A 25,658-nucleotide genomic window follows, 5' to 3' on the forward strand; every position below is an offset into this window, starting at 1 on the left:
ATCTAAACACAGGCGCTTCTATTTGTTTTAACATAAAACGCAAGAGAGTCTGATTTCAGTTCTTTTTTCAAATTTACATTTTGAGATTCAGTTTATATGCAGATTTACTTGGCACGAAATAATCAACAAGCTGGTCCTTATACCTTGGAACAACTCAATCAGATGCTTGCTGACCAGCAAGTGTTACTGACTGATCTGGCTTGGCATCAGGGTATGACAGAGTGGAAGGCTTTAGGTGAACTGACGCAAGGAAAATCAGTATATATGCCTGAGGGCTATATCCCCCCCGCGCCTGCACCTGCATCAACTGCCTATCAGCACACCACCTCAACCCCAGCCTCTTCTACTCAGACCCACGCTCAACATACAACCAATAAAAATGAGCTGGCCAGCATCCCGAGTCGTATTCTTGCCAAGATTGTTGATCTGTTATTATGGCTTCCTGCGACGTTCATTTTGACAGCTTTCTTTACACCGGCACAGGAAACTCAGTTTGCAACCCTGAATCAGGAGTTTATAAATGTCATGCTGGACAGCAATGCTGACCCTGCTCTGGCACAACAATTACAAACCCAAATGTTCGAAATGTTCTCACAGCAGGCCTGGATCGCCACCGCGCTTTACCTCATTATCATGCTGGCAATACAGGCTTTTCTGATTGCGAAATCAGGACAGAGTATCGGGAAAAAACTAACCAAAATTAAGATTGTAGATGCTGAAACTGGGGAGAAAACCAGTCTGCTACGTGCTTTTACAATTCGTAGTGTATGCTTTATTTTCTTGAATATCATGCTTATGCCAATCAGCACAATCATTGACTGGGCTTTTGGTCTGGGGGAAAAACGACAGACCCTGCATGATAAACTTGCTAAAACACAAGTCGTAAAACAATAACTTATCATTCTTTTAAATGGGATGGAGTGCATCCCATTTTCCCTCATTACGTTGAAATTAAAATAAAATTCCAACAATTATTCTTAAATCCCGACCAGCAAAATCAGTTTCTTTTACAGGGATTTAAAGCACCTTTATATATAGCTTAGTTTATCAATATCAGGCATAATGCCCCACAACGTAGCGGTGTGTTGTGACCAGAAGGATGTTTTTATAAAAAATCAGCCTTTTTAGTCATGCCACACTTTAATCGCTATCCCATATTAAATTAGGGAATGGGACTCTTCACCGAGGTTGTAAAATGAGACAAACAATTTTAGCTGTATTGTCTTTATCTGCGATGGCTGCACTCTTAACTGGGTGTGGTGGTGATTTAGTACTTCTGAACTCTAAAGGTCCAGTTGCTGAAGGTCAAAGTAACCTGATGATGACTGCGATCTACTTAATGCTGTTGGTGGTTATTCCATCTATCATTATGGCATTATGGTTCGGTTGGAAATATCGCGCATCGAATAAAGACGCAGACTATAAACCTACATGGGCACACTCTACTGCGATTGAAATTGTAGTATGGGGTATTCCTGTCATTATTATTGGTGTTTTAGCCTGGTTAACTTGGTGGGGTTCCCACAAGTATGACCCATACCGTCCAATTGAGGCGGATAAAGCACCACTAACTGTTCAAGTAATTGCAGAACAATTCAAATGGATTTTCATCTATCCTGAGCAAAATATTGCAACTGTTAACGAATTGCGTTTCCCTGAGAAAACTCCGGTAAGCCTTCGTTTAACCTCTAACTTCACGATGAACTCGTTCTTCATCCCGGCGTTAAGTGGTCAGATCTATGCAATGGCAGGTATGCAAACCCACTTGAATATCTTGGCTGATGAAACTAGCCCGGCTGAAGGCTACCGCGGTTTCTCTTCCAACTACTCAGGTTACGGCTTCTCACAAATGCATTTCCGTGCTCACTCTGTGACAGATGCTCAGTTTGCTGAATGGGTTTCTGCTGTTCAGTCAGGTAATGGTACTTCAGTCAATTCAAAAGCAGTTCAAAAGACTGTTCTAGATCAAGCTGAATTTGCAGCCTTACGTGATGGCAACCGTTCACAAAAACAAATTGATGCAATGGTTCGTAATGCAAGAACAGATCTAGAGAAAAAACTCGCTGCAACTGCTCAGGCAGAAGGTCCATATAAGACTCAGCCACATCCTGTGACTTATTATTCTTCTGTAGAGCCGGGCTTGTTTGAATCTGTGATTAATAACTATATGAGTAACTACCATGGTGCTGACCATTCAGCTCCGGCTGTAGAGGCTACAGCGACTGACGCTGTTGCTCATGATGAAGCTGCGGCTTCTGAAGCTCATGTAGCTGTTGAACATGCGACTGCTTCTCAAGGAGAATAAGAATGAGCTTCTTAGGTAAGTTAGGTCCAGATGCAATTCCTTACGATCCAATCGTATTGGTCACAGTTGCAATGATGATCTTGGGTGGTATCGCAGTTGTTGCTGGTATTACCTACTTCAAGAAATGGGGCTACTTGTGGAACGAATGGTTCACATCGGTAGACCATAAAAAAATTGGTATCATGTATATCCTCGTATCAGTGATCATGCTGGTGCGTGGTTTCGCCGATGCGATCATGATGCGTCTTCAGCAGTTCCTTGCAAAAGGTGGCGGCGAAGGCTACTTACACCCTGAACACTATGACCAGATCTTCACCGCACACGGTGTAATCATGATCTTCTTCGTAGCGATGGGTCTTGTTGTTGGTTTAATGAACATCTCTGTACCGCTTCAAATCGGTGCACGTGACGTTGCATTCCCATTATTGAACTCTTTAAGCTTCTGGCTATTCGCTGGTGCTGCGGGTCTGATGATGGTTTCACTTGCTCTAGGTGAATTCGCAGCAACAGGTTGGATGGCGTATCCACCACTGTCAGGTATTGAATATTCACCTGGCGTCGGTATGGATTACTATATCTGGGCACTGCAGATTTCTGGTCTAGGTACGCTTCTAACGGGTGTTAACTTCTTTGTTACCATCATTAAAATGCGTGCACCTGGCATGAAGCTGATGGAAATGCCGATCTTTACCTGGACTGCACTATGTACGTCTGTACTGATCATTGCCGCATTCCCGGTGTTAACTGCAACAATTGCAATGCTAACGCTTGACCGTTACTTCGGTTTCCATTTCTTTACGAACGACCTAGGCGGCAGCCCGATGTTGTACGTAAACCTGATTTGGACATGGGGTCATCCGGAAGTATATATTCTGATTTTACCTGCTTTTGGTATTTACTCAGAAGTTGTAGCAACATTCTGCCGCAAAACGCTATTTGGTTATAAATCGATGGTGTATGCAACAGTAGCAATCACCGTATTGTCATTCGTTGTATGGGTTCACCACTTCTTTACCATGGGTGCAGGTGCCAACGTTAACGCGTTCTTCGGTATCATGACCATGATTATTGCGATTCCTACAGGTGTGAAAATCTTCTCTTGGTTATTCACCATGTATAAGGGTCGTATTGTCTACACTACGCCAATGCTATGGACACTGGGCTTCCTGGTGACTTTCGGTATTGGTGGTATGACTGGTGTATTGATGGCAGTTCCACCAGCGGACTTCCTGGTACATAACTCTTTGTTCCTGATCGCTCACTTCCATAACGTAATTATTGGTGGTGTAGTATTTGCAATGTTCGCAGGTATCATTTTCTACTGGCCAAAAATGTTTGGCTGGAGACTGAATGAAACTTGGGGCAAACTGGCGTTCTGGTTCTGGTTCTTCGGTTTCTACTTTGCATTCATGCCGCTTTATATCCTTGGTTTCATGGGTATGACTCGTCGTCTGAATACATTTGACAACCCAGACTGGGATCCGTATGTAAACATTGCAATGTTCGGTTCTGTCCTAGTTGCATTTGGTATCGTATGTTTCATTATGCAAATCGTAGTTGGCTTCCTACAGCGTGACCAACGTCTAGATTTGACTGGCGATCCATGGGATGGTCGTACGCTTGAGTGGTCTACTTCTTCCCCTGCTCCGTTCTACAACTTTGCCTATCTTCCGAAGATCAATGGTATTGATACTTTCTGGACTGACAAAGAAAATGGTGTTGCTTATGCAAAACCAACGAAGTATGAAGACATCCACATGCCGACTAACCGTGCTGCTGGTTTCGTTATCGCTATGTTTATCACCGTAATGGGCTTTGCGTTAATCTGGCACATCTGGTGGTTAGTATTCGTTACTTTCATTGCTTCAATTATCAGCTTCATCGTTTCTTCTTTCACCAAGAAAGTGGATTACTATGTTCCGGCTGCTGAAGTAGAGCGTATTGAAAACGAACGCTATGCGATCCTTGATAAACACTTGAAGAAGGACTAAGACAATGGCTGAAGTACTTCATCATCAGAACCACGGACACGATGAGCATCATCACGATGATACTGACATCACAGTCTTTGGTTTCTGGACTTACTTGATGAGTGACCTTATCCTGTTTGGTACACTCTTCATTGCGTTCGCTGTTTTAAGTAGCCACATTCCAGTGGGTACGCCAAGTGCAAAAGATCTTTTTGGCGATTCTTTAGGTTTTGTATTAACTGAAACCTTTGCTCTCTTGATCTCTTCTGTAACTTTTGGTTTTGCGGTTCTTGCTGCATACAAAAAAGATGTTGCAAAAGTATTAACTTGGTTAGCAATTACCTGGGTATTCGGTGCAATTTTCATCGGCATGGAGCTATATGAGTTCAATCATTTAGTTCATGCAGGTCACGGTCCAAGCGCAAGTGCGTTCTTATCTGCGTTCTTTACTCTAGTTGGTACGCATGGTATTCACGTAACTTCTGGTCTGGTGTGGATGATCGTGTTAATGGTTCAAATCAAGAAATATGGTTTGACTCTGGCAAACACACGTCGTCTTGCTTGCCTAAGCTTGTTCTGGCACTTCCTTGACATCGTTTGGATCTGTGTATTCAGCGTAGTTTACTTGATGGGAGTTCTGTAATGAGTCACGATCATAACTCAGCTGGTGCAGCACACGGTAACACTAAGCAATATACAATCGGCTTTATCCTGTCTGTTATTCTGACTATCATTCCATTTGGTATGGTCATGGCAGGCGGTTTTGGTCGCGGTATCTTGATCACAGTCATTGCGATTACTGCAGTTGCCCAGATTCTTATACAGCTAATCTACTTCTTGCACATGAACTCTTCTTCAGAGCAGCGCTGGAACGTGATTGCATTCGTGTATACCATCTTAACCATCTCTATTCTTTTAGTGGGTTCTGTATGGATCATGAATTACCTACACTACAACATGATGATCTAAACTGGTTGTCATGCTGAAAAAGTATTTATTCCTGACGAAGCCAGGGATTCTCTTTGGTAACTTCGTTACCACTTTGGGTGGCTACTTTGTAGCCACTCAAGGTTCTGTAGATTTCCTTCTCTTGCTCCTTACTCTTCTGGGTACTACGCTTGTAGTTGCCTCAGGATGTGTGGTCAATAACGTTATTGATCAGGACATCGACCAGAAAATGCAGCGCACGCAAAACCGTGCTCTGGTGCAAAAAACTATTTCTGTTCCTGTAGCCTTGGCTTTTGCCCTGGTGCTAGGTGTGATTGGTTTTGGTATTTTATGGTTTTGGGTAAATGCATACGCTTTCCTATTCGCGGTCATTGGTTTTGTCGTATACGTTGGTTTTTACAGCTTATGGACAAAACGAACGACTATTCATCAAACTATTGTCGGCAGTATTTCCGGCGCATCTCCACCTGTCATTGGCTATACGGCTGTAGTCGGTCAGTTTGACATGGGTGCATTACTCATCTTTTTGGGTTATGCCTTCTGGCAAATGCCCCACTCTTGGGCAATTGCTATTTACCGCTTTGATGACTACAAAAATGCCAATATTCCAATTTTGCCTGTAGCTCGTTCGATTTATCGAACCAAGATTGAGTCATTTATTTATGTCGTATTATTTACACTGACAATGAATGCACTATTTATCTACGGCTATGCAAACTGGATTTATGTCATTATTCTCAATGCGCTTTGTATTTATTGGCTGTATTTAGGAGTAATTGGATTTAAGGCTGAAAATGACCAGCTCTGGGCAAAACGTTATTTTCTGTTTTCTGTCCTGCTGATTACCATTATCAGTATTTCATTCAGTTTTACCTCTACTCTACCTGCCAATCCAATCGTATTTTTTTAAAAAGATAGAGTTAGTCTCTATCTTTTTTTATTTCTCTTTATGGAATTTTTGCTAAAACAGAATATTCAAAATAAATAAAAATGTTCATTTCATATAGCAATTATAAAAAGCTCCATACTGTATTTAGCCGCTTTATTATTATTTTCTAGTCTTCATTCTGTCAGTTATTCGGCAAGGTATTGCACCACGACCATAAGAGCAAAAAATCCGGCTAGTCATCTGCTGTTATCATCTAAGCTGGAGTACACAAGACTATCAACAGGTGCCGAGTTTACTCAGTCAGTGGTAGCAGCGAGAAAATCAGGTATAAGGCTTACAGATTGATTTCGATAATAAAATCCCAAATCTATATGAGTGTGCTTTATTTTACACCAGCTGCGTCAGAAATTGCCTCGTCAATATCAGCTCAGTATTACCAATTTGTTGGACTGGAGCAATTTTCGGGGTGCCCCAAAGTTGGTCAATAATGATGAAATTTCTATTCAAACAGGGATACGCACCGCTGTAGATTATGAAACTTCTTTGCAATACACTCGCTAATTGGGCTTGGCTTTTAAGGTGGGCTTGGTACAACACGGAAGACTCAACCCTCACTTAAATTATCAGCAGTCTCCCCTATTGAAAGGCCATATCCTCTTGCTGCTCAGAACAAAACCAAGATTTTGATCATGCAATTTATACCAATCCTATTGTATTTTTTACCAAAACCCACTAAAATCCACGCTTCGCAAACACTGCGACACAACCCAGGTTGTGACTCCTTGCTTCAATTTATCTAAATTGGGGCTGTGTAAACCGTAAGGAGCTGACAATGCGTCACTACGAAATCGTACTATTGGTACATCCAGACCAAAGCGATCAAGTTGTGGGTATGGTAGAACGTTACCTAACCCACATCAAAGAAGCTGAAGGTCAAATCCACCGTCTTGAAGACTGGGGCCGTCGTCAATTGGCTTACCCAATCAACAAGATCCACAAAGCTCACTACATTCTAATGAATGTTGAGTGTGGTCAAACTACTCTTGATGAGCTTGAAGAATTATTCCGTTATAATGACGCAATCATTCGTAGCCTTATCATCCGTCGTGAAAACGCTATCACTGAAGAGTCTTTACTGGCTAAAAGTGCTGAAGAAAAACGTGCGCGTAAAGCTCAACGTGAAGAAGCACAACAAGCTCAAGACTCTGCTGAAGCATAAGGAGAACATAACATGGCACGTTTCTACCGTCGTCGCAAGTTCTGCCGCTTTACAGCTGAGAACGTTACATATATCGACTACAAAGATATCGACACTTTAAAACAGTACATCACTGAAAATGGCAAGATTGTTCCTAGCCGTATTACAGGTACTAAAGCTCGTTATCAACGTCAATTAGCGCTTGCTATCAAACAAGCTCGCTACTTGTCTTTGATCCCTTACACTGACAATCATAAGTGAGGTTGAGCTGTGGATATTATCTTATTACAACGCATTAAAAACCTTGGTAAATTAGGCGATAAAGTTTCAGTTAAAGCTGGTTACGGCCGTAACTTCCTTATCCCTCAAGGTAAAGCAGTTGCTGCTACTGAAGCAAATACTGCTGCTTTTGAAGCTCGTCGTGCTGAACTTGAGAAGCAAGAAGCTGATATTTTAGCTGCTGCTCAAGCACGTGCTGACCAATTGAACGAAGTGAACATCGTTATTACTGCTAAGTCAGGTGACGAAGGTAAACTATTCGGTTCAATCGGTACTCGTGACATCGCTGACGCGTTGACAAATGCTGGTCTTGAAGTTGACCGTGCTGAAGTTCGTCTTCCAAATGGCGCACTTCGCAACACTGGTGAATTCAACATCGCAATTCAATTGCACCATGATGTTGTTGCAGAAGTTCTAGTTACAATCGTAGCTGAGTAATTTCTCACCATAAAAAGGGCATGCGTGAGCATGCTCTTTTTTTATCTCTAAAAAATGTCAGTCCTCCCACTCGACTGTTTAAAATTCATTTTATTATTCGTGTTGATAAAAAATTAGGCTTCGCATTTGATGCCAGAGCGCGTATCATTTCATATCGTAGTGAATGAAAGCTATTCATCTCCGATAATATTTGACCATTGTTTTTAAAATCAGGGATTTATATGTCACAGGCGAATGCCAGCATCAAGGCAACTAGCGCTAAACCAGAAATTGTTACTGAAAATAGCAGTCTCAAGGAGTTTCGCACTCCACCTCACAATTTAGCGATTGAACAAGCTGTACTTGCTGCCCTGATGACTGTGGCTGAATCTTTTGAACAGGTTGGCGACGTACTGACCGAAAATGATTTCTATGCAACACGCCACAAATATATTTTCCGTGCAATTGAACAGCTGTCCAAAGAAAACTCACCTTATGATGCTGTGCTGGTACATGACTGGCTGATCAAGCAAAACTTACTGGAAGCGGTTGGCGGTGAAGAATATCTGATGCAATTGATGGCAGATTCTCCTTCAAGTTTCTATAACCTGGAAACTTATGCAGGTAAAATTAAGGAGTTCTCTACCCTTCGTAGCATGATCAAGGTCAGTTCTGAAATTTTGCAGAACGCCTATGACACCAAAGGTCGTCCAGTCAGTGAAATTCTGGATCTGGCCGAAACCAATATTTTCTCGATTGCCGAACAGCATAATAATAATGCCAAGGCGCAAGGCCCAAAAGCCATTAACACCGTCGTTGCCGATGTATTTGACAAGCTGAACGAACTGTCACAAATGGAAGGCAGTATTACTGGTCTGACTACAGGCTTTGTAGAACTGGATAATAAAACTTCCGGGATGCAGGCCGGTGATTTAATTATTGTTGCAGCGCGTCCATCTATGGGTAAAACCACTTTTGCCATGAATCTGGTCGAAAGCGTCCTGTTTAATAATAATTTGCCAGCTCTGGTGTATTCAATGGAGATGCCCGCTGACTCCATTGCCATGCGTATGATTTCTTCTTTTGGCCGTGTGCATCAGGGACATTTACGTGCCGGTAAAATGGATAGTGATGAATGGTCCAAAGTAACCAGTACGATTGTACATTTACAGGAAAAGCATCTCTATATTGATGATTCATCTGCCCTGCCACCGACAGAAGTTCGTGCGCGTGCGCGCCGTATTGCCAAAATGCATGGCGGTAAACTGGGCTGCATCATGGTCGACTATTTACAGCTGATGAAAGTTCCGGGTATGGGGGATAACCGTGTCGGTGAGATTTCAGAAATTTCTCGCAGCCTGAAGGCACTGGCCAAAGAAATGCAGTGTCCGGTCATTGCCTTGTCCCAGCTCAACCGTTCTCTGGAGAACCGGCCAAATAAACGTCCGGTGATGTCGGATCTGCGTGAATCTGGTGCGATCGAGCAGGATGCCGACTTGATTATGTTTATTTACCGTGATGAGGTTTATAACAAGGAATCCAAAGAAGCCGGGACTGCCGAAATTATTATTGGTAAACAGCGTAATGGTCCAATTGGCACCGTTCGTCTGGCCTTTGAAGGTCAATATACCCGTTTTAGTAATCTGTCTCCTGAGTTTTATGCTCAGTATGAGGATGATGAGTAATCATTCTCACATTTCCACCGTCCCTTAAGGAGTAATTTAGGGTGCGTCAAGCTACAGTTTATATTGACAGTTCTGCCCTGCAATATAATTTAAACCGTGTCAAACAACTTGCCCCAAACGCTAAAATCGTCAGCATGGTCAAAGCCAATGCTTATGGACATGGAGTTAAAGACTGCTTAGCAGCCTTAAAAGAGAGTGATGCCTTCGGGGTCGCCTGTCTGCAAGAAGCTCTGGAAATCCGCCAACTCGGATATCAGCAGCCCATCACCCTGATTGAAGGGGTTTTTTCAGTTGATGAAATGCCAGTGGTCATTGAACAAAATATTGAAATTGTTGTGCATCACCCGCAACAGCTAGACTGGCTACTGGCCTATAAAGAGGCCTATAACGCTAAAAAACTGAAAGTCTGGGTTAAACTGAATAGTGGCATGAACCGTCTTGGTTTTAAACTTGAGCACATTAAAGATGTTATTCATCAGCTCAAAGCCGAAGGCTTTAATTGCGTCCTGGCGATGCATTTTGCCAATGCCGATGCTGATCATCCTTTAAATGATGAACAGATTCGCCAGTTCCTTGAAGTCAAAAATGACTGTGCGCCGCTCATGGGCTCCTGCTGTAACTCGGCAGCAATTTATAAGTATCCTGAATTACATTTTGATTTTGTTCGTCCCGGGATTATGCTTTACGGCGCCTCCCCCTTTGCAGATAAAACAATCCATGATCTGGACTTAAAACCTGTCATGACATTTACCGCAGAAATTATCGCGCTGAATTCAATTAAAGCAGGAGAGTCTGTGGGATATGGTTCAACCCTTACCGCTGATCAAGATATGGATTTAGCCATTGTTTCAATTGGCTATGGGGACGGCTATCCACGTGCTTTCCCTCAACAAAACTATGTTGCGATTAATGGCCAGACTACCCGTGTGATTGGTCGCGTAGCTATGGATATGATTGCAATTGAGGTCACGGGCTTAAATGTAGACTTAGGCACCGAGGTTGAGCTTTGGGGGCAAACCCGTTTGGTGGATGATGTGGCTGAAGCCAATGGCACCATTGGTTATGAGCTGCTTTGCCGTCTGACCAACCGCCCACGACGTAAAGTGCTGTAAACATAAATTTTATCAGCAATACAAAGCCCGACCTTGAGTTGGGCTTTGTATTGTCCGAGATCATTCTATTACTTATTAAAGAAAATACTCACTTGAAGGCGTCGGTAATTCTGCCAGACCCTTTTTTAAAGTTTCCGACCATTGACGGCTAATATCAGTAAAATACTTATCATCTTCTGCAATCCGCTTACCCTTCGGCATCATCAGACTATTTTTTTTATACACCAGCACATCCAGTGGCATTCCCACAGATACATTAGAACGTAAAGTTGAGGCAAAGGAGATGAGAGAACAACGCAGCGCCTCATCTAATGGCATATCATAGGTCAAAGCGCGGTCCAGAATCGGTTTACCGTATTTACTTTCTCCAATCTGGAAATATGGCGTATCCGTTGTCGAGCAAATAAAATTACCTTGCGGATAAATATGGTAAAGCTGCATTTCCTGATCTTTAATCTGTCCGCCCACCAGCAAATTACAATAATAGGTACTTTGCTCCTGCACATCCTCAGTAACATTGGCGATGACTTTTTTCAGTATACTGCCAATCAGCTCTGCCACATCAAACATGGTATGCAAACTGAGTATATTCGGCTCCTGTTTCAGCTCCAGATGGTTTTTAATGTGACCAATCACCGCCTGGCTTGTCGCCAGGTTTCCCGAGGCTTGAACCACAATCAGACGCTCTCCATCCACCCCGAAAGTATATAGTTTACGAAATACTGAAATATGATCCACACCCGCATTGGTTCGAGTGTCACTAATAAAAACCATTCCCTGTTCTAAACGTAGCGCACAACAATAGGTCATTATTTGACTCCTGTTAACAGCCTAATATCTGGAAGATAGAATACATAGATTCCTCTCCTCCTTTTCCCTTACCCTGCGTGCGGGTTACATCCCGATCATCCCAACCAGCGGCAATATACACCTCGGTACTTGCCCTACACAGCTGATGACTAATATCAAAACAATACTACTTTTTCTTAATTTATACTTCTGCCCAAGCATGACTTACCAAATGATGGGCCTCAAAAATATCGCATAGCACACCTATTTCGACTTAAACAAGATACATGCAGAAATGGTAGCTTCAAAACCAATAGCATATCGCCTGTAATAAGTCGGTTCACCTTCAATTAGAGATCAGCCTCGAATAACTGATGAATATGATCACTGAACTGATAAAACTGGATGGAACTCGGTGTACGGCGTAATTGCTGCCAGTATTCTTCCAAATCTTCCCATCCCATCTCAACTAAAGTTTCAACAAGATAATCAATTTTAGTTAAGGTCTTTTGAGTGTCTATGGCTAAACGTAGCTGTTGATCCAGTTGATCTAAAGACTGGCCCAAGCTGAAAAATAAAAAGATATCCGGGGATTCTGCCTCCAAGACATCTTCGCAATCATGAACAACATCACAGATATAAGCAGCATTTTCATGAGTAGTTTTAATCAGCCTGCTCAGTTCTGAATAGGCGCTGGCTGATAAAACTCCCCGTAACTTCTGAATCTTCTCCTGAGCTTGCTTAAAATAGTACCTGAAAGAAGCGGGTTGCTTCGCATCCAGGATTAACTCATTTAACGAACTGGCATCAAAAGCCGGTAGGCAAAAGGCATGAGCATAATTAAGTGCCGCCTCATCATCCAGAAATGGAAAATGCGAACATAAAAACTGGGTTCGAGATAAATATCGACCTAACCAAAAAATATGCTGCGCATTGGTATTCAACAAGACCATGACGTTTTCCTTCGTTGGCTGTGAATGCAGATTGTCAACTACTCCCGTATTTTTTTCCTTACCCTTAGGATAAACTACCACCAGAGATCGCTTATCGCGTTAAACTGCTCGATACTATTTCAGCGCACTAAACTGAACTTAAAAAATGTAAATCAATAAGGTGCTCTAAAATATTGATATTGAATTATTTTATTTAGAACTAATTTCAAAGTAGGCTGCACACTATAAAGATACAGGCTAACCAAGATTCTTATTCCAAATATTTTAAATATTTCAATTGACTGCTTAGAAGCCAGTCGCCCGACCAGTATTCAGTGACCCAAACCTTAAGCTGCTCTCACGATCCACTAAGCTCCACAAGACGAAATATATTTCACATATTTTGCCTGAGGACTTTGGTAGCTCAGAACATTTTGACAAGTACTGTCTCATCCAAATAAGATCCGATTATGCTATCGATATAGGGAAGGTTGATTTATCATTTACTGCCCCTGCTCTTGATGCATGGGCAATTACAATATGATGCTATAAACAGATTACCATTAAATTGGGAGTACCTTAGTTCCTCTCTGCTTTAAAGTAAAAAATCAAGATACACCATCGATACATTTATAAATAACATTAACTAGATGATAGCCACCTATGGTTTTTACATAAACCTTCATGCTTCCCACAAAAAGGTTACGCGATGTTACCAAGAGCCTATCTATTACTCTTGCCAGAAAAACAGTTCATAATATGCGCTGTTATAGTAACCGATATTAAGACCACCACCAAAGACCGGTCAGTATCAGCTCTTTCAATCAGAATCCCTTTTAATAATTTTGATTATTTCCGTGCTAAAAACATGAAACTGTTCAAATAATTTAGGCTTTAATTTTTGACTTATCTTCAGGTATTTTATCATTTCGACAACTTCGAAAGATGTTCTTAAATTATCTTCGAGCATGACTCATTCGGCCGTGGAATCACAGATCACATTAATCCTGCGAATCTGGCTATATTTTATGGATAACTTTTTAAAGGCAACTGCTGGTATAAAAGTTGCGAAGGGCGGAGCTTAATTACTTTGATAATTACAGGGTCTGAATTAATTTCGTCTCTAACCTGAGTTTTTGTATTATAGAACCTTTGTTGCGCAGAATGACTTGCGAAAAAAATGCGGATTTCATATTGTGTTACTCTCTTGATCTACACTTGTCCTATTGATAGCCAGTAAAATATATTATGTCAGCACAAGAAAAAGAAACCTCGAATAGCCTTTATCGCCAATGGCAAATCTTGTCGCGTCTTTCTACCGGTAAATGGATGGGAACACGTGAATTACAGGAAATCCTGAACCGTGAAGGCATTGAAATCAGCTTGCGGACCATTCAGCGTGATTTAAACCAGATTGCCCAGCGCTTTCCGATTGAAAGCAGTAAAACGACACCCCAAGGCTGGCGCTGGCGTTCAGATGCTCCTATTCAAAGCTTGCCTCATATGACCAGCTCGCAGGCTGTAACCTTTATGATGGTAGAAGAACACCTGAAGCATTTGCTACCGCCCAGCCTGATTGATGAAATGAATCCCTGGTTTGATCTGGCGCGACGTAGTCTTTCTTCGCAAAATAATGTCCGGCAATGGATCAACCGGGTCCGGATTGTACCGGCCACCCAACCACTGATTCCGCCTTTTGTCGATAAGGTCGCCCAGCAAGCCATTTATGAAGCTTTATTACAGGACAAGCAACTGGAATGTATCTATCAGGGCCGTGGTCTTCAAAGTGAGGAAAAAACCTATATTCTGAATCCACTGGCTTTGGTACAAAAAGGTTCAATTATTTATCTGGTCTGTACCCGTCATGATAAGTCCGATATTCAAACCTTTGCCCTGCACCGCTTTAAATCCGCAATTGTGCTAAATTCCCGTGCTTTGCATCCTGTAAATTTTGATATTGATGATTATATTGAATCAGGGGCACTGGGCTTTCGCGTCGACTTCAACCATCCAACTGAAAATGTCACCCTGAAATTGACCATGGATGAGGTAGATGCCCACTATTTTGAAGAAAGCCAGCTCAGCAAAGACCAAAAAATTGAAAAGCTGGAAAATGGCATGTTCCTGATCAGTGCGACTGTCCCCTTTACTTCGCAACTGACCTGGTGGTTACGCAGCTTTGGAAAAAAAATCAAACAGATAGAGCCTACCACTGTAGCGAATGCAGTTTATCAGCTTGATAGTCAGGATTCTCAATAGAATATCCACTCAACTTTAAAAATCCCATAGTATAAAAAGTCCCCTATTGGGGACTATATTTTTTGATTATCTGGGTTTGATCAATCGGCCAGCAAACCCATCTATTGTCTTTGTCTGCTTTATCAATAATCCATGAGAAGAGAGGAAGCTGCCGTCAAACGGTTCCAGTATGACGATCGTACTCAATTATGCATTCACCTTGCTGAGTTTATGCCTGTATACAACTTTGGCCGCAGACTCAAAAACAATCCAAGCAGCTGAGTCCCTACGGGTCCCTCTGCAAACCACGGACAGATGAACCTGAAGTTTTGAATTTGTTCCATTGCAGGAAATGCCGGCACTAAACACCTAGCATGACTTATAGACAGGTCAGTTCTGCATCATTCAAATGAATGGATTTTTGAGGTGTCATTTTCATCTTTAATATTGCCATGTACTATGTATAACCATAGTTCATTCTTTGAGAGTAATATCAAAAATACATAAATTTTATAGAGTTTTTCCCTTAGAATAATTTCTGCAAAATTTCTCGCTATTATCTATCCAGCTTTTCCTTGATTCAGGGCTATTACAATAAGCCTATAAAATTAAACAACAATTCTCTGCTTGTATCTCAGCCCTTGGTTTGTACATGATAAAGCCTATGTAGACTCAGGGAAATAAAATCACAATGGCTAACCCCGCTCAATTAATACGCCACAAACTATTGAATACTTTTTTTTCACGCCACTCGATCTGGTTTGCGTGCATTATTATTGCCGTGATTTTTACCACGTTTCATATTGGTTATGAGCCGCATTATATTAATTATTTTATGCCACAAACCCTCGTGAATACCTTATGGATTGTGACTATTCTACTGAGTTTACTTGGGCTATATGATGTCCTGCAAACCAAACATTCCATTCTTAAAAACTACCCAATCATGGGGCATTTCCGCTTTATTTTTGAGGAATTCCGCCCCGAAATTCGTCAGTATTTTATTGAAGCAGACCGTGATGCGTTGCCTTTTTCACGTATGCAGCGCAGTCTGGTCTATCAGCGAGCTAAAAATGAAAATGCTGACAAGCCTTTTGGCTCAATCCTGAATGTGTATGAAGATAATTACAGGTTTGTGACCCATTCTATGACCCCATGCCAGATTGCAGATCCACAAACCTTCCGTATCCTGATTGGGAATGAACAATGTAGTCAGCCCTACTCTGCTTCTATTTTTAATATCTCGGCCATGAGTTTCGGCAGCCTGAGTGCCAATGCTGTTCGCGCTCTTAACCTGGGTGCTAAAAAAGGTGACTTTTATCATGATACTGGTGAGGGCAGCATTAGTCCCTATCATCTGGAACATGGTGGGGACCTGGTCTGGGAACTCGGTAGCGGCTATTTTGGCTGCCGTACGCTAAGTGGTCAGTTTGATCCTGAACGCTTTGCAGCCCAAGCTCAACTACCTCAAGTAAAAATGATTGAAATCAAGCTCTCACAAGGTGCCAAGCCGGGCCATGGCGGTATTCTGCCAAAGAGCAAGATTTCCGAAGAAATTGCCCAAATTCGTGGCATCAGTCGTGAGCATGACTGTATTTCCCCTTCTAACCACCCGGCCTTTTCCACCCCTATTGAAATGATGCATTTCATTCGGCAATTACGTGAACTTTCTAAAGGCAAGCCTGTCGGCCTCAAGCTTTGTCTGGGACAACCCTGGCAGTTTATGAGTATGGTCAAAGCCATGCTGCATACCCAGATTTACCCGGATTTTATTGTGGTAGATGGCTCTGAAGGCGGGACTGGCGCGGCCCCCATTGAACTAGTGGACTACGTAGGCGCTCCTCTACGTGAAGGTTTGCTTTTTGTACACAATACGCTGGTAGGTGCAGGGATCCGGGATAAAATCAAGATTGGTGCCAGTGGTAAAATTATTAGTGCCTTTGACATCGCCAGTACTCTGGCAATGGGTGCTGACTGGGTCAATTCAGCGCGAGGCTTCATGTTCGCCGTAGGCTGTATTCAGGCACAAAGCTGTCATACCAACCAATGTCCAGTCGGCGTAACCACTCAGGATCACAACCGCCAGAAGGCTTTGCATGTCCCGACCAAAGCTGAACGGGCATTTCATTTTCATAAAAACACCCTGCATGCTCTGGCAGAACTGATTGCCTCTGCAGGTTTAGAACATCCTTCAGCCATTAAGCCGCATCATCTGGCACAGCGGATTAGCAATCATGAAATCAAGAATTTTGCGCAGATTCATTTCTGGTTAAAAGAAGGCGAATTACTGTCTTGTGAAAACAAGGATGAGGAGAATTTTTACTTCCGGATGTGGAATATGGCTGAACTGGAACGCTTTTGATTTTACAGGTCTCAGATTCCTACTCAATTAAAGAGGCGTTATTCAACGCCTCTTTTAGATTTTGGATGCTGCTTAATAATAAGTTTTGCTGCCATGCGCATGCAGGAAAGCCGGAATAAGACCTGTTAAGGCTGCCCGTATATCCGCACGCTCATTAATCAGCTGATGCGAACCTTCTTCTAGCATCAATAGAGTCTGCAAACGGAACTTACGCCGGATAAACTCGATATTATAACGCCAGTCCACTGTCTGATCCTGCGCACCCTGCGCTAGCCAGACCGGAATACGGCAAGCTGGACGCTCTTCCATTTCCAGCATCCAGCGCGACATGGCCAGAATCCAGTCCATCCCCATCATACGGGGCTGCAAAGGATCTTTTAAACGGATAAAACGCAGGAATTCCGGATTATGATTATTCCGTCTAAAATGCCGTGGCACTTCACGCTTAATCCGACTAATAATTCCCAGTCCAAGCGGATTATGCCACCAGGCTGTCTTGGCTGGACGAATCAGTGGAGAGAGCAGCAGCACACGATCCACAAAAGGATTCTCGCGGCGTTCTGCAAATTCCAATAAGTGATGCATCCAGATCGCGCCACCGGTACTTTGTCCAATACCAACCCAAGGCTTCGGTAATTGCGTTGCATGTTTGACATAATGATACACGGCATGCAAGACCTGCTGATAATGGTCAAAATTCTGAATGCTGGCCGGTGAACCATCGCTCAGCCCATGCCCCGGCAAATCATAGGTCAGTACGCTAAACCCCTGTTCCAGCAGTTCCCGTACAATCGGCTGATAGATTCCGCTATGTTCCAAATAGCCATGTAATAAAAAAGCCGTACCCTGTATCTTGTCAAAACGGGTATTTTCCAGATGAGGCTCAAAGACCTGAACATGCAGCCTGAACAGTGGCATTTCGATATAGCCCTGCCAGTGTTTACAATCCAGTGAATCAAAGCCATATAACTTGCGATAGGACTGCAAATCAGGTGATACCTGCTCGTCTAGCCGGTTTAAATTCAGCGATTCTAATAATTGCGGCGTAATGTCCCGGCTCGGTACAGGCAGGTCAAGCTGTTTCAGGATTGCAGGATTTAAAAATGGAATATCAGACATTATGGTACCTCCCGACAGTCACTGGATCCGAACCACACATCGCGTATGGTGGCCAACAGTTCATAATTGGCCCGGCGACTATGATCATAGTTTTGTGTACTTGGACGCCATCTGGTTAATGACGTCGGCATTGGTGCTTCTACCGGAATGGTCTGAATTCCGTTTAATGCAAATAAACGGCGGGTACGCGGCATATGATAACGGTCTGTAATCAGTATCACTGTCGGTGCTCCACCTTTTTTTTGTAATAATAACGAGCTAAAGCGACTGTTCTCACAAGTATTCATACTGCGATCTTCAAGCAGTTTGGCATCGACATCATATTGTTGTAGCCAGCGTTGCATATAAGGTGCTTCAACGCCACTTAATACAATCGGCAACTGAAAGCGTTTTTCAACTTCTAGGGTTGTTTCCAAACGCAGTCGAGTATAATTATTAACCACTATATCTTTGCCATTTTCGTCCAGCGTCAAACCACCACCCACCACTACAATTGCATAAGGTTTGGCGTTATTAAGTGGCTTTTGTTGCTGATCTTGTAACAATGCCAGCTCCTGCTGGATGGCTTTCTCGTCCACCAGTTCTGCTGCGCTGGCTTCTTCCTGCTCCAAAGAATGAGTAGTCAAAAACTCGATATACTGCTCTATACGCTCTTTATTTTCATTGCTGTCCCATTCCAGTAACTGGCGGACATTTTCGGTGGGATCACTAATTTCCACAGCGACGGCCTGAGTGGGCAATAACGGCACTTGCGGCGGAGGAGTTTGCTCAGCTTTTTCTTCCTGCTGTTGACGTTGGTAGTCTTCGATTAGCTGCTGCAACGCTTTATAACGGGCCTGAATCAGCACTAGGTTAGCTGAGTTATTTTGCTGAATATCCTGCTCGATTACCTGTAAATAAGCCTGACGGGCAATCCATAAATCAGAGCCTGGCTCCAGTGTTTCATGCTCACTCAGAGCAGCCATTTTTTGGCTTTGTGCCGCAACTTCATTCACTTCCAGAGATACAAACTGATTGAGTCCCTTAACCACCAGATGCGAATAAAAAGGCGAATAGAATAACACCAGCAAACAGCCGAACAGCACAAACAATCCCGTGATTAGCTGTACCAGACGGACCATCCAAAAGGTGTTTTTCATTTAATTATTCATCCTTGATGAGAACGGATTAAGCCATTTATATCAAATAATACCGGCTCCGGCTCTAGCATGATCCTAAATTGTGCCCAGACTGCCTGTTGTACCGCATGATATGTATATTGCACATCTTTCAGCGATGCCTGACCATAATTCACCAGTACCAGTGCCTGTTTATGAAACATCCCTACCGGCCCCAGCTGTTTACCTTTCCAGCCCGCCTGATCAATCAGCCAGCCTGCCGCTATTTTAACCCGATCATTAGGCTGCGGATAATGGGGTAAATGCGGGAAATTTGCTGCAATTTGGTCAAAATCTGTCTGATCCACCACCGGATTTTTAAAGAAACTTCCCACATTAGGATAGTCTTTAGGATCAGGCAATTTGCTTTGGCGGATGGCAATCACCTGCTGTTGCAGATTTTCTGCAGTGAGATGATCACCTACCGCAGTCTTCAGATCTCCATAATTCAGTTTCAGATCTTCATGTTTGAGTAATTTAAACGTGACGTGCGTAATGACATAACGAGTCGGGTCATCTTTGAAAATACTATGCCGATAGGCAAACTGGCAATCTGCCGCAGCAATTGACCCAAACTGCTTGGTCTGGCGATCATATACCTGTACCGAGTCGATAAACTCGCCGACCTCAACCCCATAAGCGCCAATATTCTGTACCGGAGAGGCACCGACACGTCCGGGAATCAGCGCCAGATTCTGTAACCCATACAGCTGCTGTGCAGTGGTCCAGAGCACAAAATCATGCCACACTTCACCTGCGCCAACTTGTAGAAATTGATGGTGCTCATCTGCATGCAGCAGTTCAATTCCGCGGATATTCATATGCAATACCAGCGCATGGATGCGTTCAGGTAAGAGCATATTACTGCCGCCTGACAGAATTAAACTATTCAGCTGCTGCTGTGCTGCAAAATCCAGTGCAACAGTCAGATCATCCGTCGACTGAATTTCCGTATAATAAGAAGCCACCGCGTCAAGATTCAGGGTATTGAAGGATTTAAGCTGAACTTCAGTTTGAATCTGCATAACTTAAACCTGGCTGCTTTGATGCTGTTGAAAAATCTCGACCCAAGCTTTGCTGCTGGACTCACATTGATCCAGCACACGCTCAAAGCCCTCAGCACCTCCATAATAAGGATCGGGTAAGGCCTGCTGTGGATAGTCCTGATCATGCTCGCTCATCAAGGCAGTACGGGCACGTAAAGCACCGAATTGGGCTTCCGCCTTGGCTTGCAAGTCTTGAATATTAGACAGGTTTTCCAAATCCATAGCCAGAATCAGGTCATGCTCAAGAAAGTCCTGAATAGTCAGCTGACGTGCCCGTAAGCTAGATAAGTCATAGCCACGCTTTAAAGCATGTTGCTGACTGCGCAAATCGGGTGCCTTGCCCGGATGATAATTACTGGTGCCAGCTGAATCGACCACAATGTTGAGTTTCCTTGCATCACAATAATGTCTGAGTACCACTTCTGCCGTGGGAGAGCGACAAATATTTCCCAAACAGACACATAACACCTTATATGGCGTTCTGGATGACATAAACAACCTCAAAGTTAATCAATTCCTGGATTCTTATGTTAAGTTATTTACTGCATGAATCCTATATCACCCCCCTAGAATAATCTCGTATTTAGCATAAAAAGAAAGGATAAGCCCATGGATCGTTTTCAGTTTCAAACCGTACCCAATATTATTGCCGGACTTGGCGCGATTCAGGAATTGTCCCAGATTCTTAAAAAAGGCCGTTATGAACGGCTGTTGCTGGTCACTGATCCCGGCATGTTTCAACATAAACTCCATCTTCCTATTCTAGATATTGTTGAAGATGCTGGACTGGACTATGCCATTTATGCTCAGGTTCAGGCTGATCCGGCCGATACTCTAATTCTTGAGGCAGCCGCTTTTTCCAAGCAGGAAAATATTGATGTGGTGCTCGGTTTTGGTGGCGGCAGCTCCATGGATGTCGCCAAACTGATTGCGATCTTGAGTCACCCGACGCAGCATCAAAGCCTGTCCGACCTGTATGGGGTTGATCAGGCCACTGGCCCACGTCTGCCGCTTATTCTGGTGCCTACTACGGCAGGGACTGGCTCTGAAGTCACGCCTATTTCCATTGTAACAACCGGAGAAACCACTAAAAGTGGGATTGTGGCCCCTATTCTCTATGCTGATACGGCAATTTTAGATGCCAGTTTTACCCAGAGCCTGCCGGCACATATCACAGCAGCGACCGGCATTGATGCCATGGTGCATGCAATTGAAGCTTATACCTCAAAGCTCAAGAAAAATTTTTATACAGATATACTGGCCAAGCATGCCCTGACACTTTTGAACCAGAATCTGCCTCTGGTACTCAAAGATGGCAGTAATCTGGAAGCACGACAGAATATGCTGGTCGGTTCAATGCTGGCCGGGCAGGCTTTTGCCAATGCACCTGTCGGTGCCGTACATGCGCTGGCCTACCCTTTAGGTGGACATTTCCATATTTCTCATGGGCATAGTAATGCGTTGGTACTGACTGAAGTTCTGAAATTCAATATACCGGCTGCCAAACAGCGCTATGCCGAGCTTATGACTTGGCTGGAACCACAAAGCAAGGGCTGTCATGATGGGCTGGCGGATCTGTTTATTGACCATTTTAATAATCACTTAACCAAAAGCGGACTCACTTTAAAACTCAGACAACTGGATATTCCTGAGCATATGCTGATAGTTATGGCAGAGGATGCCATGAAACAAGGACGTCTGTTGCAGAACAATCCACGAGAGCTGAGCGTAGAGGATGCTTACCAGATTTATCAGGCAATTTATTAGTTTTTATCTAAAAAAAATAGACCATATTTTCCGACCTAATCGCTTGAATCTTAAACTTTATGAAATTAACTATTAAACAGCGCGCGCAATATTCTTTTTTTCTGCCTATTCAGACCCGCTGGGCCGATAATGACTTGTATGGACATGTCAATAATGTCACCTATTACAGCTATTTTGACACGGCAGCGAATACACTGCTCATTCAAAAAACAGGTTTCGACCCGAAATCTTCTGCTTTTATCGGACTGGTGGTTAGCTCCAACTGTCAGTTTAATCAAGAATTGTCTTATCCCGAGATCATTGAGGTGGCTGTGGCAATTGAAAAAATAGGACAATCTTCCCTATGTTATGATCTGGCAATTTTTAAGCAAGGTTCAGACAGCGCAGCAGCTCAGGGCAGTTTTATTCATGTATTTGTAGACCGTCAGACACGAAAAAGCATCCCGATTTCTAAAGAAATGCGGGATGCTTTAGCAGAATATGCTTCGCCTTAAGATATGTTCTATTTCAGCTGAATATTTTGCAGTTCGCCATCAAACTGCCGAATCAGGTCACGCACTGCCGGCTCGGCATAGAGTAGCTCTTTAGCACGTTTAAAAGCTCGTGCTTTACGTTCATGTTGCATGACATATGGCGTAAGTTGCTCGACATCTTCAAATTTGACCGTAAAGAAAGTCTGTGGCCATTTCTCCTTCAGCGCTTCTTCCAGAATGTGCTGCAACTGGCTAAACAACTGCTGATATTGTTCAGGCAGATGAAATACCGATGCTGCATTAATCTGGCCACTCATAATACCGTATTGTGCCAACTCCTGTACCGCTGGAGAAAGCTGGCTATTTCTAAACCAGTATTCCCATTTCTCCACCGTCCACTCACCTTCCAGCACCTGTTCAGGTGTTTTTAGAATATCCTGAGGCATTAAATCTGCAGAATTATTCTGCTCAGTTTTTGCAAGCTGTGCCCTTGGCTGAGATTCTAATGTAATAGCTGTTTCATTCAGCTGCTGCTCGGCCACCACCTCTTCGCATGCTGCTTCAAGTACAAGGTTTTGCCCGGTCTTTTCATGATGAATGGAAGCTGCCTCAGCCGGCAAATATTCCGCCAAAAGAAAATCATCACTACTGTCGGTACTTTCTTCAACGGTCTCTGTCGCGACAATGTCTTCAAATCCAAACAGCGCATCGCCACTTTCCGGATCAAATAGTATAGAGGCAGATTCAGTATCGGCCCTAACGACCTCACTGACAGGCAGAACGGTTGCATCTGGAGTTTGACTGAATGCAGGAGTACCAGATTCAGTCTCTGCTACTTCATCTTCCAGAAAATCATCCGAAGATGGTTCAGATGATGATAGCGTTTCAGCCTTATCTGTATCTTCTAATGAAAACCCATCAAAGGCAGGGGCTGCCTCTACAGCTTCCGTCTGACTGTTTTTTAGGGGCGGTTGCAAACGGGTCGAGGGCGTCTCCTCTGCTGGAGCTGGCGTAGCCTGAGTGACCGGAATTTCATGAGGCTGGATTGGACGGAAAGCCAGTAAACGCAATACTGTCATTTCAAAGCCCTGCTCCTGAGTGACGGCCAGCTGTAAATCGGCTCGTCCTTTACAGGCAATCTGATAGTAAAGCTGTAGGTCCTGTGGAGAAATCAGCGCAGATAGCTGCATGATTTTTTTATTGATTTCAGCACTATATTTCAGGCTTAAATCTGGCAGATACTGGAGTAATGCCAGTTCATGCAAGGTCGAAATCAGCTGATCCAGAACTAGGGATACATCCAGTGCCTGCTGACGGAACTGAAGCAAGAGTTCGCTAACCCGTGCTTTTTGATTCTGATGAACTGCCAGAATCAGGTCATAAATAATGGTACGGTCAATCAGACCCAGCATGTCTTTGACATCTTGATGCTGAATGGCTCCTTGACCATAGGCAATCGCCTGATCAGTTAAAGACAAAGCATCACGTAAAGACCCTTGGGCAGATTCCGCGATTTGCCAGATCGCATCCTGATCGGCCTGAATGCTTTCTTTGCTTAAAATATTGCCTAAATGTTCGGTAATTTCATCTATCGCCAAAGGACGCAAGGTAAATTGCAGACAACGGGAAATCACCGTAATCGGGAGCTTCTGGGGATCTGTGGTGGCAAACAGGAATTTAACGTGTTCTGGGGGTTCTTCTAAAGTCTTGAGCAAGGCATTAAAAGAATGCGTAGACAGCATATGCACTTCGTCAATCAGATAAACCTTAAAGCGACCTTGGGTTGGCGCATAAGGTACGTTATCCAACAGCTCACGGGTATCTTCCACTTTAGTACGGGATGCGGCATCAATCTCGATCAGATCGATAAAACGTCCTTCATTAACCGCCGTACAGGTCGGGCAAACTTCACACGGTGTTGCAGTCACACCCGTTTCACAGTTCAAGCACTTCGCCAAAATACGGGCAATGGTGGTTTTCCCCACTCCACGCGTTCCTGTAAATAAATAGGCATGATGCAAACGGCCACGCTCAAGTGCACTGGTTAAGGCACGTGAAACATGGTTTTGACCCACCAACTCATTAAAATTACGAGGACGATATTTTCGCGCAAGTACTTGATACATGTATGCTCCTTGTTACAGGCCTAAGCATACTGTCTTTTTACAAAATAGTGAATGAGTTAATGAATTATGGCTCTTTCCCTAGAGATACTATCAATTTGATTTAATTCTTTCATCTTAAAAGTATTATTTTCATTTTTATGGATTTGAATGACGACAGTATAAGTTTTACAGAGTTTTAATTAATGATCAGGCTTACTTAATTTTTCCCGCTCTTCGATTATTATAGTAGGCAGAATTTAGTAGCTTAATAAACGTCAGCTCTCCTCAACAAAGTTTGCTGATGAAAAACCTATCTGAAATCAAACCAATACCAATAGAAGTTCATCCAAGTGCCACCATATTAAATGAGATAGGGAATTTAAGAAATAATTGATAAAGTGAACTAAAATTATTTGAGATAAAGGTGGAGAGAAATTTGCACACTTCCCCTCAGAATGATCTACAGAACGTTAAACATACATTATTTGAAAACAGCAAATTATTTATTAAACAATCAAAGATTTATATCTTTTTATTATGCTGTTCTATTTTGTTGTCAACAATACTTGCAGTTTTGGCTCCTTATACCTTTGCGTCAATGATTGACAAAGTTACCTTAAGTAATTCTGTAGAGACTATAATAGGTTTAGGCTTCTTTTTTTATGCAGTGTTACTTGGGCTGTCTTTAATTTTTAAAGAAGCTGTAATTTACCTATCTGTCATTCTTGCAGAAACCTTGAATTATATTAGCTCTACAAACTTTTTTAAGAAAATCAGGTAATCCCCCCTAAAAATAATAGGATCTAAAAGTAGAATTTTCTCTTAAGATACGAGCAGGAGATTCTGCATGAAAACATCTAAATTTAC

Annotated in this window: 22 protein-coding genes; 15 read left to right on the plus strand and 7 right to left on the minus strand. The window is 43.0% G+C overall.

The genetic code is table 11. From position 1 onward, the window contains the following. Positions 1–96 precede the first annotated feature (96 nt). From NI461_RS09840 to alr, 11 genes are all read left to right on the plus strand, one after another. Complete coding sequence (locus NI461_RS09840; RefSeq protein ID WP_174659704.1) at positions 97–894, plus strand: RDD family protein; 798 nt, start codon at positions 97–99, stop codon at positions 892–894. Positions 895–1,195: 301 nt separating this feature from the next. Continuing rightward, positions 1,196–2,305 carry a ubiquinol oxidase subunit II gene (cyoA, locus tag NI461_RS09845; protein ID WP_151204404.1) on the plus strand — a complete coding sequence of 370 codons (1,110 nt, stop codon included), beginning with the start codon at positions 1,196–1,198 and terminating at the stop codon, positions 2,303–2,305. Then, positions 2,302–4,296, plus strand: coding sequence for a cytochrome o ubiquinol oxidase subunit I (gene cyoB / locus NI461_RS09850; protein WP_171478819.1), 1,995 nt, complete (start codon positions 2,302–2,304; stop codon positions 4,294–4,296). The genes cyoA and cyoB overlap by 4 nt, the downstream gene beginning before the upstream one ends. 4 nt (positions 4,297–4,300) lie before the next feature. After that, entirely contained in the window at positions 4,301–4,918 is a 618-nt protein-coding gene (gene cyoC, locus NI461_RS09855; RefSeq protein ID WP_151204406.1) for a cytochrome o ubiquinol oxidase subunit III, read from the plus strand. Then, complete coding sequence (locus tag NI461_RS09860; protein WP_151204407.1) at positions 4,918–5,244, plus strand: cytochrome o ubiquinol oxidase subunit IV; 327 nt, start codon at positions 4,918–4,920, stop codon at positions 5,242–5,244. Before cyoC ends, NI461_RS09860 begins: the two co-directional genes overlap by 1 nt. Positions 5,245–5,254: 10 nt before the next feature. Continuing rightward, a complete protein-coding gene (gene cyoE / locus NI461_RS09865; RefSeq protein ID WP_174659703.1) occupies positions 5,255–6,133 on the plus strand; it encodes a heme o synthase in 879 nt (292 codons plus the stop codon). An 811-nt stretch (positions 6,134–6,944) separates the two neighbouring features. Then, a complete protein-coding gene (gene rpsF / locus NI461_RS09870) occupies positions 6,945–7,331 on the plus strand; it encodes a 30S ribosomal protein S6 (RefSeq protein ID WP_004696436.1) in 387 nt (128 codons plus the stop codon). 12 nt (positions 7,332–7,343) lie between these two features. Further along, entirely contained in the window at positions 7,344–7,571 is a 228-nt protein-coding gene (gene rpsR, locus NI461_RS09875) for a 30S ribosomal protein S18 (RefSeq protein ID WP_004278792.1), read from the plus strand. Positions 7,572–7,580: 9 nt separating this feature from the next. After that, a complete protein-coding gene (gene rplI / locus NI461_RS09880) occupies positions 7,581–8,027 on the plus strand; it encodes a 50S ribosomal protein L9 (RefSeq protein WP_151204409.1) in 447 nt (148 codons plus the stop codon). 221 nt (positions 8,028–8,248) lie between these two features. After that, positions 8,249–9,691 carry a replicative DNA helicase gene (dnaB, locus tag NI461_RS09885; protein ID WP_151204410.1) on the plus strand — a complete coding sequence of 481 codons (1,443 nt, stop codon included), beginning with the start codon at positions 8,249–8,251 and terminating at the stop codon, positions 9,689–9,691. Positions 9,692–9,732: 41 nt separating this feature from the next. After that, on the plus strand, positions 9,733–10,803 hold the full coding sequence (gene alr / locus NI461_RS09890) for an alanine racemase (protein ID WP_174659702.1): 1,071 nt from the start codon (positions 9,733–9,735) through the stop codon (positions 10,801–10,803). 75 nt (positions 10,804–10,878) lie between these two features. On the opposite strand, the gene NI461_RS09895 is transcribed toward alr, so the two are convergent. Together NI461_RS09895 and NI461_RS09900 are read right to left on the minus strand one after the other, a co-directional pair. Beyond that, the gene (locus NI461_RS09895; RefSeq protein WP_151204412.1) at positions 10,879–11,613 is read right to left on the minus strand and encodes a proteasome-type protease; all 735 of its coding nucleotides are present in this window, start codon (positions 11,611–11,613) and stop codon (positions 10,879–10,881) included. Between the two features lie 329 nt (positions 11,614–11,942). Then, positions 11,943–12,545, minus strand: a complete 603-nt coding sequence (locus tag NI461_RS09900; protein WP_151208106.1) for an alpha-E domain-containing protein — start codon at positions 12,543–12,545, stop codon at positions 11,943–11,945. Between the two features lie 1,227 nt (positions 12,546–13,772). On the opposite strand from NI461_RS09900, the gene NI461_RS09905 reads away from it, so the two are divergent. Together NI461_RS09905 and NI461_RS09910 are read left to right on the plus strand one after the other, a co-directional pair. Beyond that, positions 13,773–14,783 (plus strand): WYL domain-containing protein, encoded by a 1,011-nt coding sequence (locus NI461_RS09905; protein ID WP_174659701.1) that lies wholly within the window; start codon positions 13,773–13,775, stop codon positions 14,781–14,783. A 670-nt stretch (positions 14,784–15,453) separates the two neighbouring features. Beyond that, positions 15,454–17,124 (plus strand): FMN-binding glutamate synthase family protein, encoded by a 1,671-nt coding sequence (locus NI461_RS09910; protein WP_151204415.1) that lies wholly within the window; start codon positions 15,454–15,456, stop codon positions 17,122–17,124. Positions 17,125–17,196: 72 nt separating this feature from the next. Here NI461_RS09910 and NI461_RS09915 read toward each other — a convergent pair whose 3' ends face one another. The 4 genes from NI461_RS09915 to NI461_RS09930 are packed head-to-tail and all read right to left on the minus strand — an operon-like array spanning position 17,197 to position 20,938. Then, entirely contained in the window at positions 17,197–18,243 is a 1,047-nt protein-coding gene (locus NI461_RS09915; RefSeq protein WP_151204416.1) for an alpha/beta hydrolase, read from the minus strand. Then, entirely contained in the window at positions 18,243–19,382 is a 1,140-nt protein-coding gene (locus NI461_RS09920; protein ID WP_174659700.1) for a YdcF family protein, read from the minus strand. The genes NI461_RS09915 and NI461_RS09920 overlap by 1 nt, the downstream gene beginning before the upstream one ends. Before the next feature lie 8 nt (positions 19,383–19,390). Next, positions 19,391–20,425 (minus strand): UDP-N-acetylmuramate dehydrogenase, encoded by a 1,035-nt coding sequence (gene murB, locus NI461_RS09925; protein WP_174659699.1) that lies wholly within the window; start codon positions 20,423–20,425, stop codon positions 19,391–19,393. A gap of 3 nt (positions 20,426–20,428) precedes the next feature. Further along, on the minus strand, positions 20,429–20,938 hold the full coding sequence (locus NI461_RS09930) for a low molecular weight protein-tyrosine-phosphatase (protein ID WP_174659698.1): 510 nt from the start codon (positions 20,936–20,938) through the stop codon (positions 20,429–20,431). Positions 20,939–21,055: 117 nt separating this feature from the next. Here NI461_RS09930 and NI461_RS09935 point away from each other — a divergent pair, with 117 nt between their 5' ends. After that, a complete protein-coding gene (locus NI461_RS09935) occupies positions 21,056–22,213 on the plus strand; it encodes an iron-containing alcohol dehydrogenase (protein WP_174659697.1) in 1,158 nt (385 codons plus the stop codon). Positions 22,214–22,272: 59 nt separating this feature from the next. Continuing rightward, positions 22,273–22,707, plus strand: a complete 435-nt coding sequence (locus tag NI461_RS09940) for a thioesterase family protein (protein ID WP_174659696.1) — start codon at positions 22,273–22,275, stop codon at positions 22,705–22,707. An 8-nt stretch (positions 22,708–22,715) separates the two neighbouring features. On the opposite strand, the gene dnaX is transcribed toward NI461_RS09940, so the two are convergent. Next, positions 22,716–24,812 (minus strand): DNA polymerase III subunit gamma/tau, encoded by a 2,097-nt coding sequence (dnaX, locus tag NI461_RS09945; RefSeq protein WP_174659695.1) that lies wholly within the window; start codon positions 24,810–24,812, stop codon positions 22,716–22,718. Positions 24,813–25,658 lie beyond the last annotated feature (846 nt).

The organism is Acinetobacter sp. S4400-12 (assembly GCF_024129495.1).
GTDB classification, from domain to species: Bacteria; Pseudomonadota; Gammaproteobacteria; order Pseudomonadales; family Moraxellaceae; genus Acinetobacter; species Acinetobacter lwoffii_C.